The sequence below is a fragment of the Solibacillus palustris genome (assembly GCF_022549215.1).
In the GTDB taxonomy this organism is placed as follows: domain Bacteria; phylum Bacillota; class Bacilli; order Bacillales_A; family Planococcaceae; genus Solibacillus; species Solibacillus daqui.
On sequence record NZ_JAKZFC010000013.1, the window covers coordinates 1 to 12,310 of the forward strand.

Genomic DNA, 12,310 nt, shown 5'->3' on the forward strand with positions numbered 1-12,310 from the left:
ATATTTTAAAGAAATTAATGATTAATCTATTTGATTTATCTGAATTGCAAATAGTTTAAAAAATTCCGCAAAAATTTGTAGAGAATTTACTATAAAAGTAAGCTTTATCTACTAATTTATAAATGATTAAGATTTATTTGAGAAAAAACGAATTAAAAAAGAAAAAAGTTTATTAATAAAGTAGTTGTTATAAAAGATAATATCTGATAAAATAAATATTGTCCGAGAGAGTTAATAAAAAAAAATGGTCCCGTGGTGTAGCGGTTAACATGCCTGCCTGTCACGCAGGAGATCGCCGGTTCGATCCCGGTCGGGACCGCCATATACATTGACTATCCAAGTAATTCGCAAAGCGGATTACTTTATTTGGTTTGTAAAGCATATGTTTTGAACACTACCCTTGCGGGAAAAAATTCCCTAAGCTGTTAAGGAGGAGTGTTGATGAATAAAAACGGTTTATTAGTGTGCCTGGCCATTTGTCTCATCTTCTTGCTAATTTTGAGTACTAAGGCTTGTAAAGATGAAATTTTAGAAATTGAAGAAAGTAATGCACATAGATGGCAAAAATATATGAACGAACAAGAATATGAGCAAGTAAAAATCGGCATGCCTTACATGGAGGTTGTAAAAATTGCCGGTGGGGCAGGGAAAGAAATTAAAAAAAATGTATATGAGTGGAATGATGAGTTACTATTGACGCAAGGCTTCAGACTAACTTTTAAAGACGATAAAGTTACGAAGAAAGAAATTGTTGAACGTCGAGGAAATTCTTCACGATAAATGAAAGTCTTATTGGCGATTTGCTAATAAGGCTTTTTGTTATGCATGAAATAAGTGATACATTTTGAACAATTGAGCTACTTCAAGTAAACTAGAAGTAGAGGATTTTTTTGTGGAAGGAAGCACAATATGATATTTGAAAAACAAGTATATACATTAGAAGAAACACAAGCACTTGCTTTAACGTTGGCTACATTAGTTGAGCCACAATATACGATTACGTTAGAAGGCGACTTAGGTGCCGGTAAGACGACATTTACGCAAAGCTTTGCAAAGGGATTAGGCATCAAACGTACGGTGAATAGCCCCACATTTACGATTATGAAGCAGTATGAGGGACGTATTGCCTTAAACCATTTAGATGTCTATCGTTTAGAGGATAGTGATGAGGATTTAGGTTGGGATGAAATCTTTTATGGCGATGCGGTAACAGTTGTTGAATGGGCACATTTAATAGAAGATGAGCTACCAAAAGAACGTTTGGCAATAGAAATTACACGTATTGATGATACAAGTCGAAAATTTGTATTAAAACCAGTAGGTGAGAAATACATGCGCCTTTGTAAGGAGTTAATAAAATGATTTGGTTAGGGATAGAAACAGCAAATGCCCCGCTTTCTATTGCAATAGTTAAAGATGGTAAAGTGGTAGCAGAAGTTGTACAAAATATTAAATTAACGCATTCAGTAGGTGCAATGCCTGCTATTGAAGAAGTAATAAACAAAGCAGGAATTACATCAGCTGAAATCGATGCGATAGCGGTATCAGAAGGGCCAGGTTCGTACACGGGTGTGCGTATTGGAGTTACATTAGCAAAAACATTAGCCTGGTCATTGCAAAAGCCTTTAGTAGGTGTATCAAGTTTAAAGGTATTAGCCGCGAATGTACGTGTATCTAACTATACGGTATGTGCGTTGTTTGATGCACGTCGTCAAAACGTTTATGCTGGAGTTTACGAAGGAATTACGCAAACGCCAATTATCGAGGACCATCATGATCATATTGATGGATTATTAACTAATCTAGATGCATTAAAGCGTCCTGTATTATTTGTAGGTACAGATGTTGAGGTTTATTTTGAAAAAATTCAGGAAGTATTAGGTGAACGTGCTGTCCGTGTGCCCTATACTCTAGACTTACCACGTGCGTCAGAGCTAATTGCAGTAGCAGAGGTACAAGAGCTGCCTTCAGTGGATGCGGTTCATGCGTTTGTACCACAGTATCGTCGTATTGCTGAGGCTGAAGCGAACTGGATTAAGGAACAGAAAAAGGAGCAACAATAATGGTACAGTATCGTAAAATGACGCTTGAAGATGTTCCAACAGTTCATGCGATTGAGGTTGCGACGTTTCCAACACCATGGACGTTAGATTCATTTTACTATGAGTTGAACGAAAATCAGTTTTCGCATTATTTAGTAGCGGAAAATGAAGCTGGTGAACTCGTTGGATTTTGCGGTCTATGGCTTGTTATTGATACAGCACAAATTACGAATGTGGCGGTTGTTGAATCAGTTCGTGGACAAGGTATTGGTGAAGCGTTAATGCGTGAAGCAATGCGTGTTGCTAAAGAAGCGAATATGGATGTTATGAGTTTAGAAGTACGCGTAACAAACACCGTTGCGCAAAATTTATATCGCAAACTTGGCTTCCAAGATGGTGGCATTCGTAAAGGCTACTATACGGATAATCAAGAAAATGCGTTAGTAATGTGGGTGAATTTATAATGGATCATTATATATTAGCAATAGAAACAAGCTGCGATGAAACAGCAGCGGCAATTATTAAAAATGGTACTGAAATTATTTCTAATGTCGTATCATCTCAAATTGAGAGTCATAAGCGCTTTGGTGGAGTTGTGCCAGAAATTGCGTCACGCCATCATGTAGAGCAAATGACAATTGTGTTAGAAGAAGCGTTGAAGCAAGCTGAAATGGTACCAAAGGAATTGACAGCAGTAGCTGTAACAGAGGGACCAGGGTTAGTTGGGGCATTATTAATCGGTATTAATGCAGCAAAAGCATTTGCCTTTGTGAATGGGTTACCGTTAATCGGCACACATCATATTGCGGGACATATTTATGCGAATAATTTAGTACAGCCAATGGAATTTCCGTTGCTTGCTTTAGTCGTATCTGGCGGTCATACAGAACTTGTATTTATGCGCGAACATGGATCATTTGAAGTGATCGGTGAAACGCGAGACGATGCAGCTGGTGAGGCTTATGACAAAGTAGCACGTGTGTTAAACATGCCATATCCAGGGGGACCTCATATTGACCGTTTAGCGCATGAGGCAACGGAGGCGGTGAAATTCCCACGAGTTTGGTTAGAAGAAGGTTCGTATGATTTTAGCTTTAGTGGGTTAAAATCGGCGGTTATCAACTACAAGCATAATATGGATCAACGTGGTGAGGCAATCATTCCAGAGCAAGTCGCAAAAGGCTTCCAAGATAGTGTTGTTGAAGTATTAACGGCTAAAACCGTGCGTGCAGCACGTGAATTTGGTGTGAAGCAAGTGATTGCAGCGGGTGGTGTATCGGCGAACAAAGGTTTACGTAGTGCACTTGAAACAGCATTTGAACAAGAAGGTATTCCATTTTTCGTACCACCGTTAAAATTATGTACAGATAATGCTGCAATGATTGGTGCAGCTGCTTATCAAATGTATGAAGCAGGTGTGCGCGGGAATTTAGCGATGAATGGACGTCCTGGAATGGAACTAACTAGCTGGAAATAAACATATAGTAAGCATGATGAAATGGAAAGTAATAATCCAATTCATCATGCTTTTTTCTATGGGATTTTAAGTAAGAGAAATGCAAAGATTTTTTAGAATAATATAAAATAGTCGTAACTTGTATTTTATGATATGAAAATGTCTTTTATAACAACTTTTTATTTAATGTACAATTTTTCTGAAAAATTATCCACAGAAAAAGTGATTAATCCTCAAAAAGGTGTGCGAACATGCGTACTTATACACAAAGTGTGAATAACTTGTGGAAAACTTGTGATTTATCTATATGTAGTGGCTATTTTTTCACAAGGTTATGTGAATAAAAATAATTTTAAATGTGGATAATGTGGAAAACACTGTTGATATGTTGATATGACTGGATTTATTTTGTGAATAAAATTGTGGGTTATTTTGTCGAAATTCAGCGTATTGACCTATATATATGTCGAATAGTCAACTGGAAATGAATTATTCATTGGTATTACACAATAATAATGAAGAGGTAAGGAATTTCTTTAGAAATGGGTATAGTGTAAAAACAGCAGAATAGGGGGTATTTTCATGAATTATTTAAAAGAACGCAACAAAATGATTGTATTGCTTGTAGTTGGCGTGGTGATTTTAATAGGTGTCCTTTATTTACTGAGTAGTACAGGGAATGGTGTGTTTTTAGCTTCGTATAGTGGCATCTTTATAATTTTCGCGTTGGTTTTATATCCGTTAGCGCTTGTATATGGGAGAAGTCAGATGGTCGATATTTTTCATAGTATCCGTATCGGGGCAAGACAACCGTTTCTAACGAAAAAGGCTAATTCGCCGTGGAAGGTACTAACTGCGGCATTGAATACGGTCATCGCGTTATTGACTATTATTTTCTTTGGTTGGATTTATGGGGCCTATACGGCATATCAAAAGCTACAAATGTTAAAAAGTTATCATGTGAAATAGTAAAAGGAGAACGCGAGTATTTCTATTACATACATGCGTTCTCCATATTTTATCCCGCATTAAGGGACAGTAAGATGCCTACTTCAAACTGGCACATGAAACGAGAAGGCTAAGTGGGCGATTCACTGTCCCTAATAGCCCGATTGGTGAAAGCTAATGCTCAGTGGCGATGGGGGAAACCCCCACTGAGCAAAGTTTCTCTTTATAGCTGTTCTAGTTCTTCGTTTAGTTCAAGCCATTCCATTTCAAATGTTTCGTGCTGCTCTTTGGCTTCAGATAGTTCAGTTTGGATGGCTAATGTTTTTTCGTGGTCTGAGAAAACAGCTGGGTCGCATAGTTGTTCTTCAAACTGAATAATTTTTTCATCAAGTGTCGCCATATTTTTTTCAATGTCTTCAATAGTGCGTCGAATATGGCGTTCACGCTTTTTGGCATCTTTATCAATCATAGTTGTTGATTTGGTTTGTGTAGACGTTTCTTGTGATTTTGCCTCAGTTGCAGCGGCTTTCATCGCTGCTAGTTCTTCAAGCTCTTGTTTTTTCTCAAGGTAGTAATCGTAATCCCCTAAATACTCAAATGAGCCTGTCCCTGATAATTCCACAACCTTTGTCGCAATACGGTTAATGAAATAACGGTCATGCGATACGAATAATAACGTTCCAGGATAATCGATTAATGCGTTTTCTAAAATTTCTTTGCTATCTAAATCTAGGTGGTTTGTAGGTTCATCGAGCACAAGGAAATTTGATTTTTGCATCATTAATTTTGCCAAAGCTAAGCGTGCCTTTTCGCCACCAGATAATGAATTGACGGTTTTCGAAACGTCATCACCACTAAATAGGAAGCGACCTAAAATGCTGCGTATATCCTTTTCATTCATTAATGGCCACTCATCCCAAAGCTCGTTTAGTACAGCTTTGTTTGAATGCAGTTTTGCTTGCTCTTGGTCGTAGTAGCTGATTTGTACATTTGTACCGTAGCGAATATCGCCAGTTAAAGTGGCTAAATCCTTTACGATTGTTTTTAGTAATGTGGATTTACCAACACCGTTTGGACCGACTAATGCAATGCGATCTTCACGGAATACACGCATATTAATATTGGACGAGATTTCTTTATCGGGGTATCCAATCTTTAAGTCATCAATCGATAATACGTCATTCCCACTTTGGCGTTCAATAGTGAAGCCAAAGCTTGCACTTTTTTCATCGCCATCGGGAGAATCCATCCAGTTTGTTTTTTCTAATACTTTGCGACGTGATTGCGCCATCTTTGTTGTTGAAGCGCGGGCCAAGTTTTTTTGGATAAATGTTTCGAGCTTAGCCTTTTCATCCATTTGGCGCTCGTACATCTTCATGTCGCGCTCATAGTTTTTTGCTTTTTCATCTAAATAGGCGCTGTAGTTGCCTACATATTTTGATACTTTCGTGCGTGATACTTCGTAAACAGTTGAAACAACTTGATCTAGGAAGTATCGGTCATGTGAAACGATTAAAATGGCGCCGTCATAGCCTTTTAAATAGCCTTCTAGCCATGAAAGTGTTTCGATATCTAAATGGTTTGTCGGTTCGTCAAGGATTAGTAAGTCAGGTTTTGACAGTAACAGTTTCGCAAGTGCAAGGCGGGTACGTTGACCACCTGAAAGCGATTGAATCGGTTTGTCATAATCAGCAGGGAAAAATTGCATTCCGTGCAAGATAGAGCGAGTATCTGCTTCGTATTGATAGCCGCCCGCATCTTTAAAATCATATTGCAATTGATCGTATTCTGCCATAACCCGTCCGTAAATATCACTGTTTTCATAAACAGTTGGATCGGCCATTTGTTGTTCGAGTTGACGCAGCTTTTGCTCTTGAATACGCAGTGCGTTAAAAATTGTCATCATTTCGTCCCAAATAGACAAGTCCGAATCTATGCCTGCATGCTGCTCTAAATAACCAACGCGAATATCTTTTGGAATAATAATTTCACCAGAATCATAGCTCATTTGACCAGCAATAATTTTTAGGAGAGTCGATTTACCTGCACCGTTGCGTCCCACTAATGCTACGCGGTCACGATGTTGTACCTCAAGTTTGACACCGCTTAAAATTTCATCGGTAATGAAGGATTTATATAATTGATTTACTTGTAAGACAATCATGTTTACACCTCAGTTTCTTCTATTTAGTTTAAAGGATGGACACACGACGTGCAACGATGGATACTTTACTTGGAGCTAGTAGTTTAGTAAGATTAACTTGTTTCTGCTAAATTGGGGAACTCAGGCTAAGTGTGTCACATCGTGTGGCAACGTCAATACGCTGAGGGGTAATTGATAACGAATTCCAATAATAAGAAGGAGGAGAATGTGTGAAACCAGAAGCAAAAATTCCACAAGCAACAACGAAAAGACTCCCTCTGTATTATCGATTTTTAAAAAACTTCGCAAATGAAGGTATAAAACGTATTTCATCACAAGAATTAAGTGATGCGATGAAAATAGATTCTGCTACAATTCGTCGAGACTTTTCTTATTTTGGAGCACTTGGTAAGAAGGGCTATGGCTACGATGTAAACTATTTACTCGAATTTTTCCGCCAAACCTTAGATCAAGATGAAGCGATGAATGTTGCCCTAATTGGGGTAGGGAACTTAGGAAATGGTTTATTAAAATACAATTTCCAAAAAAACCACAATACACGTATTGTGGTGGCGTTTGACTCGAAAGCGCCTTATGAGGGAACAATGATTAGTAATATTCCGGTATTCCATCCAGATCGTTTAGAGGATATGTATGAGGAATTTGGCGCGGAATTAGCGATTTTAACAGTTCCATCACGCTCAGCGCAAATGATGACTGACCGCCTTGTGAACATGAATGCAAAAGGAATATTAAATTTCACGCCTGTACGACTTTCTGTGCCAGAGACGTTAAAGGTTATGAACATTGATTTATCTGTGGAGTTGCAGGCACTTATCTATTTAGTAAGAAATTCACATTAGTAACAAATTGTTCACATTACTAAAAATGGTAAAATGTTTTTAATTACTGTAAAATGTACATAATAATAGAGGAGGTGGCTATAGTGGAAGTCGTTGTGCATTTAAGTGCGATTACACCTGTAAGCCTAATTATCATTGGTCTTATTGCTTTATTAATTTTTGGTCCAAAAAAATTACCATCTTTAGGTCGTGCTATGGGGACAACTTTACGTGAGTTCCGTAGTGCTACAAAAGGACTAACAGATGATGACGATGATGATTACAAAACAAAAAAAACTGTCATTGAACATAAAGATAACGAAAAACCTAACGATAAGTAAATTAAGGATGTCTTATTATGAATCCACAAGAATTAACCTTACTCGAACATATGGAGGAACTTAGGAAACGCTTATTTTTCGTGGCGATTTTCTTTGTTTTAGCGCTTTTTGCAGGCTTCTACACAGCCAAACCGATTATTAGACATATTCAACGCAGTGATCTTGCTGCTAGTTTTTCGATGAACGCCTTTAGTCCTGCCGATCCATTAACTGTTTATTTACAAATGACATTCATAATTGCGGCAGTGATTGTCTCACCGATTTTACTCTATCAGTTATGGGCTTTTATAACACCTGGCTTACATGATAAAGAGCGAAAGGCAACTTTAAAGTACATACCGTATGCTTTTGTACTAGGTATTGGTGGTATGGCCTTTGCTTACTTTATTTTATTTCCGTTTGTCATGCGATTTATGACGGAATTATCGAGTGATTTAAACATTACTCAAACGATTGGCATTAATGAATTCTTTTCATTTTTACTAAAGTTAGTCGTCCCATTTGGCATTCTATTTCAGTTGCCTGTTGTTACGCTATTTGTGGCGCGACTAGGGATTATTAACCCAAAATTAATGATTAAATTCCGCAAGTATGCCTATTTTGTATTAATTGTTATTTCTGTATTACTAGCACCTCCGGATTTTGTGTCGAATATCATTATTGCGATTCCGCTTTTTATTTTATATGAGGTAAGTATTGTCATTTCTCGTATAGGCTATCGTAAATATGAAAAGGCTGAAGCAGTGCGTGTTTTACAAGAAGAAGAGCGTGAACGTGAGTTGCAAGTAGAAGAATTGCTAGAGCAGCAGCGTAAACAAATGGAACAAATGAATAGTTAGCTTAGCAAAAAAAGCCATGGGAATTATAAAATTCTCATGGCTTTTTTATTCTGACAACTATACCTGGAACTTATCGGCATTCATTTGGATAAACGTCACGAAGCCGTTAAGTAAAATATGCGCGATGATGGGTGTAATGAGGCGTTTGGTTTTGTGGTATAAAAACGCGAAAATCAGCCCGCAAATAGTGTATAAAATAATGTGCGTGAAATCCATGTGAATCGCAGCAAACACAATCGCACTAATAATACTCGCAATCCAGAAGTTGTAGTTTTGAATAATCGAGCCAAAAATTACACGACGGAAAACAAGCTCTTCTAGTACAGGTCCTAAAAATACCGTTGCAATCATCATGACAGGGGCAACTTTCGTAACGTTCATAATAGCTTCGGTATTTTCAGACCCCTTATCAATGCCTAATGCAAGCTCAATCGCGGCCCCAATCGTTTGGCCTAAAAATACTAGGAAGAAACCGATGATTCCCCAACCAATAGCTTTACCTAAAGGCATTTTTTCACCGCTAAACACATTCCAAAAGTTTTTATTACGTGAAATAAATAGGAAAGATACGATAAAGGCAATCGCAAAGGAAATCGTGCTCCACCAACCAGAAAGCTTGATTAATTGTTCATCTGGTGTACCAGTAAATAGCTCTAGTAAGGTATCTTTTAAACCAGGAGTGAATATAAGTAAAAATACAGATAATTGACAAATGATATAAGTTAACAACACATAAAATGCGGTCTTTTGTGTTTTAAACTTAGGTGAGGAAACGTTTTTCACAGCTCCAACCTTCTTTCTATTTTAATAGCGATATTAAGTAATTCTTCTATATTGTAGAGGAATTTCTTGATAAAACAAAATTTTTTAGCGCACATACTTGCAAAAAAATAGTGAATTTATTAAAATTATAAATGTGTTAGCACTCTAAGGTTCAGAGTGCTAAATAGAACAAATATTTAGGAGGTTGTTTCAATTGTTAAGACCATTAGGAGATCGCATTATTATCGAACTTGTAGAAGTAGAGGAAAAAACCGCGTTCGGTATCGTTTTACCTGACTCTGCAAAAGAAAAGCCGCAAACTGGTAAAGTTGTAGCAGTAGGCACGGGTCGAGTTCTTGACAACGGCACTCGTCTTGAGCTTGATGTAAAAGTAGGCGACGAAATTATCTTCTCAAAATTCTCAGGTACCGAAGTGAAGTATGACGGCGTAGAATATTTAATTTTACGCGAAAATGATGTACTAGCTATCGTCGGTTAATTTAAAAACGAACTTTCAAACTCGCAGCTAGTTTTTATACATAGTTTTCTGCTAGCTGCACATGAACTTAAAAAATACATTATAAAAATAGATTGTAAAATTAGGAGGATATGCATTATGGCAAAAGATATTAAATTCTCAGAAGAAGCTCGTTCTTTAATGGCAGCGGGTGTAGATAAATTAGCAAACGCTGTAAAAGTAACATTAGGTCCAAAAGGGCGTAACGTTGTATTAGAGAAAAAGTTCGGTTCACCATTAATTACAAATGACGGTGTATCCATCGCAAAAGAAATCGAATTAGAAAACCCATACGAAAACATGGGGGCAAAATTAGTAGCAGAAGTGGCTTCTAAAACAAACGAAATCGCAGGTGACGGTACTACAACTGCAACAGTTTTAGCGCAAGCAATGATTCGCGAAGGTCTTAAAAACGTAACAGCTGGTGCAAACCCTGTAGGTATTCGTAAAGGTATGGAAAAAGCAGTAGCGGCGGCATTGACAGAGCTACAATCAATTTCTCGCCCAGTAGAAAACAAAGAATCCATTGCACAAGTAGCGGCAATTTCTTCAGCGGATGAAGAAATCGGTCAATACATTGCAGATGCTATGGAAAAAGTAGGGAACGATGGTGTTATTACAATCGAAGAGTCAAAGGGATTCACAACAGAATTAGACGTAGTAGAAGGTATGCAATTTGACCGTGGTTACCTATCACACTACATGGTTTCAGATACAGATAAAATGGAAGCGGTACTTGATAACCCATTCATTTTAATTACTGATAAAAAAGTGGCAAGCATTCAAGAAATTTTACCGGTGTTAGAGCAAGTTGTTCAACAAGGGCGTCCAATTTTAATTATTGCAGAAGACGTGGAAGGTGAAGCGTTAGCAACTCTTGTAGTAAACAAGTTACGCGGTACATTTAATGCAGTAGCAGTAAAAGCGCCAGGCTTTGGCGACCGTCGTAAAGCGATGTTAGAAGATATCGCAATTTTAACTGGTGGCCAAGTTATTACACAAGACCTTGGCTTAGATTTAAAATCAGCTGACCTTACTTCTTTAGGTCGCGCGGCGAAAGTAATTGTTTCTAAAGACAACACAACAATAGTTGAAGGCGCTGGTAACACAGACGCAGTAGCTGGACGCGTAAACCAAATCCGAGCACAACTTGCAGAAACGACTTCTGAATTTGACAAAGAAAAATTACAAGAGCGTTTAGCAAAACTAGCTGGCGGTGTTGCAGTTATTAAAGTTGGCGCGGCAACAGAAACAGAATTAAAAGAGCGTAAATTACGTATTGAAGACGCATTAAACTCAACTCGTGCAGCAGTGGAAGAAGGGATTGTATCAGGTGGTGGTACAGCACTTCTAAACGTATACGGCGCAGTTGTAAAAGTATTAGATGAGGTAGAGGGTGACGTAGCAACAGGTGTACGCATTATTTTACGCGCATTAGAAGAGCCAGTTCGCCAAATTGCAGAAAACGCTGGTCTTGAAGGTTCAATCATTGTTGACCGTTTAAAACGTGAAGAAATCGGTATCGGTTTCAACGCAGCAACAGGTGAGTGGGTAAACATGATTGAAGCGGGAGTAGTTGACCCAGCAAAAGTAACACGCTCAGCATTACAAAACGCAGCTTCTGTTGCTTCACTATTCCTAACTACTGAAGCAGTTGTAGCAGACATTCCAGAAGCAGGTGGCGGCGGTATGCCAGACATGGGCGGCATGGGTATGCCGGGGATGATGTAGTCCTTCTTAACAGTTGAATGACATTTTAACTTTGAAACATCTCAAATCATTTATTATGATTTGGGATGTTTTTGTAACTTTTTCCAAACTCTTCGGTCTAATGAATAAAAGGAATGTTGGAGGAATTTACATGAAAAAAGGGTTATTGTTAAGCGTAATTGTATTTTTCTGGCTATTTTTCATCCCACAGTTGGTGTTTGCGACGAGTTGGGCATTTCCTTTTGTTGTGTGGAATGATTCAATTTATGTCATTACAGATGAAGTCGTGCCACTGGTAGAACAAAAAATAGGGAAGGTAACGAGGTATTCAGATATGGAGCAATTCGGGGGGAATTTCTCGAACTATTATCCAAAGGGCACTACTTACTATGCAATAGAAGGTATAGCGACAACTGAGGCCATTGCGGTTGAACATGAAAAAGGAAAGTATATTAAGGCAGTCTACGAATCACCATATGAATTTCAAGGTAGTGTAATGAATAAGGCGAAAATGGCATTCATTGCGATTGTTATTGCCATTATGAGTTTTATTATTTATTATATTTTACCCAAATTTAGAAACAGTTAAAATATATGCTCTTGTGGAATTTAGAGGAAGTATATTTTTGCTAGACGAAATTTTGCATTAATTGATTTATAACTCATATCATCAACCTCCTAATAATTACAGAAATTTAAAATTAAATAGT

14 protein-coding genes and 1 tRNA gene are annotated in these 12,310 nt (G+C 37.7%); 13 read left to right on the forward strand and 2 right to left on the reverse strand.

The window, feature by feature from the left end:
- Positions 1-246: 246 nt before the first annotated feature.
- From LZ480_RS18955 to LZ480_RS18985, 7 genes are all read left to right on the forward strand, one after another.
- A tRNA-Asp gene (locus LZ480_RS18955) sits at positions 247-322 on the forward strand.
- Positions 323-441: 119 nt separating this feature from the next.
- The gene (locus LZ480_RS18960; protein WP_241371106.1) at positions 442-780 is read left to right on the forward strand and encodes a hypothetical protein; all 339 of its coding nucleotides are present in this window, start codon (positions 442-444) and stop codon (positions 778-780) included.
- Between the two features lie 129 nt (positions 781-909).
- On the forward strand, positions 910-1,362 hold the full coding sequence (tsaE, locus tag LZ480_RS18965; protein WP_241371107.1) for a tRNA (adenosine(37)-N6)-threonylcarbamoyltransferase complex ATPase subunit type 1 TsaE: 453 nt from the start codon (positions 910-912) through the stop codon (positions 1,360-1,362).
- Positions 1,359-2,063, forward strand: a complete 705-nt coding sequence (gene tsaB / locus LZ480_RS18970) for a tRNA (adenosine(37)-N6)-threonylcarbamoyltransferase complex dimerization subunit type 1 TsaB (RefSeq protein ID WP_241371108.1) — start codon at positions 1,359-1,361, stop codon at positions 2,061-2,063. The genes tsaE and tsaB overlap by 4 nt, the downstream gene beginning before the upstream one ends.
- Positions 2,063-2,506 carry a ribosomal protein S18-alanine N-acetyltransferase gene (gene rimI / locus LZ480_RS18975; RefSeq protein WP_241371109.1) on the forward strand — a complete coding sequence of 148 codons (444 nt, stop codon included), beginning with the start codon at positions 2,063-2,065 and terminating at the stop codon, positions 2,504-2,506. Before tsaB ends, rimI begins: the two co-directional genes overlap by 1 nt.
- Entirely contained in the window at positions 2,506-3,519 is a 1,014-nt protein-coding gene (tsaD, locus tag LZ480_RS18980) for a tRNA (adenosine(37)-N6)-threonylcarbamoyltransferase complex transferase subunit TsaD (protein WP_241371110.1), read from the forward strand. Before rimI ends, tsaD begins: the two co-directional genes overlap by 1 nt.
- Positions 3,520-4,080: 561 nt before the next feature.
- Positions 4,081-4,467 (forward strand): hypothetical protein, encoded by a 387-nt coding sequence (locus LZ480_RS18985; protein ID WP_241371111.1) that lies wholly within the window; start codon positions 4,081-4,083, stop codon positions 4,465-4,467.
- 202 nt (positions 4,468-4,669) lie between these two features.
- Here LZ480_RS18985 and LZ480_RS18990 read toward each other — a convergent pair whose 3' ends face one another.
- Positions 4,670-6,610 (reverse strand): ABC-F family ATP-binding cassette domain-containing protein, encoded by a 1,941-nt coding sequence (locus LZ480_RS18990; protein WP_241371112.1) that lies wholly within the window; start codon positions 6,608-6,610, stop codon positions 4,670-4,672.
- Between the two features lie 209 nt (positions 6,611-6,819).
- On the opposite strand from LZ480_RS18990, the gene LZ480_RS18995 reads away from it, so the two are divergent.
- From LZ480_RS18995 to tatC, 3 genes are all read left to right on the forward strand, one after another.
- A complete protein-coding gene (locus tag LZ480_RS18995) occupies positions 6,820-7,452 on the forward strand; it encodes a redox-sensing transcriptional repressor Rex (protein ID WP_241371113.1) in 633 nt (210 codons plus the stop codon).
- An 83-nt stretch (positions 7,453-7,535) separates the two neighbouring features.
- Complete coding sequence (gene tatA, locus LZ480_RS19000; RefSeq protein ID WP_408641642.1) at positions 7,536-7,772, forward strand: twin-arginine translocase TatA/TatE family subunit; 237 nt, start codon at positions 7,536-7,538, stop codon at positions 7,770-7,772.
- Between the two features lie 17 nt (positions 7,773-7,789).
- Positions 7,790-8,611 (forward strand): twin-arginine translocase subunit TatC, encoded by an 822-nt coding sequence (tatC, locus tag LZ480_RS19005; RefSeq protein ID WP_241371115.1) that lies wholly within the window; start codon positions 7,790-7,792, stop codon positions 8,609-8,611.
- Positions 8,612-8,668: 57 nt separating this feature from the next.
- On the opposite strand, the gene LZ480_RS19010 is transcribed toward tatC, so the two are convergent.
- Positions 8,669-9,394: a CPBP family intramembrane glutamic endopeptidase gene (locus tag LZ480_RS19010; protein WP_241371116.1), complete on the reverse strand. Its 726-nt coding sequence runs from the start codon at positions 9,392-9,394 to the stop codon at positions 8,669-8,671.
- A 193-nt stretch (positions 9,395-9,587) separates the two neighbouring features.
- Between LZ480_RS19010 and groES the strand changes: the two genes are divergently transcribed.
- The 3 genes from groES (at position 9,588) to LZ480_RS19025 (ending at position 12,189) form a co-directional block, all read left to right on the forward strand.
- The gene (gene groES, locus LZ480_RS19015) at positions 9,588-9,872 is read left to right on the forward strand and encodes a co-chaperone GroES (protein WP_241371117.1); all 285 of its coding nucleotides are present in this window, start codon (positions 9,588-9,590) and stop codon (positions 9,870-9,872) included.
- Between the two features lie 117 nt (positions 9,873-9,989).
- On the forward strand, positions 9,990-11,621 hold the full coding sequence (groL, locus tag LZ480_RS19020; RefSeq protein ID WP_241371118.1) for a chaperonin GroEL: 1,632 nt from the start codon (positions 9,990-9,992) through the stop codon (positions 11,619-11,621).
- Between the two features lie 130 nt (positions 11,622-11,751).
- A complete protein-coding gene (locus LZ480_RS19025) occupies positions 11,752-12,189 on the forward strand; it encodes a hypothetical protein (RefSeq protein WP_241371119.1) in 438 nt (145 codons plus the stop codon).
- The last annotated feature ends 121 nt before the right edge of the window (positions 12,190-12,310 follow it).

Coding starts and splice junctions, on each gene's coding strand:
- LZ480_RS18960 (WP_241371106.1), top strand. CDS start 442: ATGAATAAAAACGGTTTATTAGTGTGCCTGGCCATTTGTCTCATCTTC.
- tsaE (WP_241371107.1), top strand. CDS start 910: ATGATATTTGAAAAACAAGTATATACATTAGAAGAAACACAAGCACTT.
- tsaB (WP_241371108.1), top strand. CDS start 1,359: ATGATTTGGTTAGGGATAGAAACAGCAAATGCCCCGCTTTCTATTGCA.
- rimI (WP_241371109.1), top strand. CDS start 2,063: ATGGTACAGTATCGTAAAATGACGCTTGAAGATGTTCCAACAGTTCAT.
- tsaD (WP_241371110.1), top strand. CDS start 2,506: ATGGATCATTATATATTAGCAATAGAAACAAGCTGCGATGAAACAGCA.
- LZ480_RS18985 (WP_241371111.1), top strand. CDS start 4,081: ATGAATTATTTAAAAGAACGCAACAAAATGATTGTATTGCTTGTAGTT.
- LZ480_RS18990 (WP_241371112.1), bottom strand. CDS start 6,610: ATGATTGTCTTACAAGTAAATCAATTATATAAATCCTTCATTACCGAT.
- tatC (WP_241371115.1), top strand. CDS start 7,790: ATGAATCCACAAGAATTAACCTTACTCGAACATATGGAGGAACTTAGG.
- groL (WP_241371118.1), top strand. CDS start 9,990: ATGGCAAAAGATATTAAATTCTCAGAAGAAGCTCGTTCTTTAATGGCA.
- LZ480_RS19025 (WP_241371119.1), top strand. CDS start 11,752: ATGAAAAAAGGGTTATTGTTAAGCGTAATTGTATTTTTCTGGCTATTT.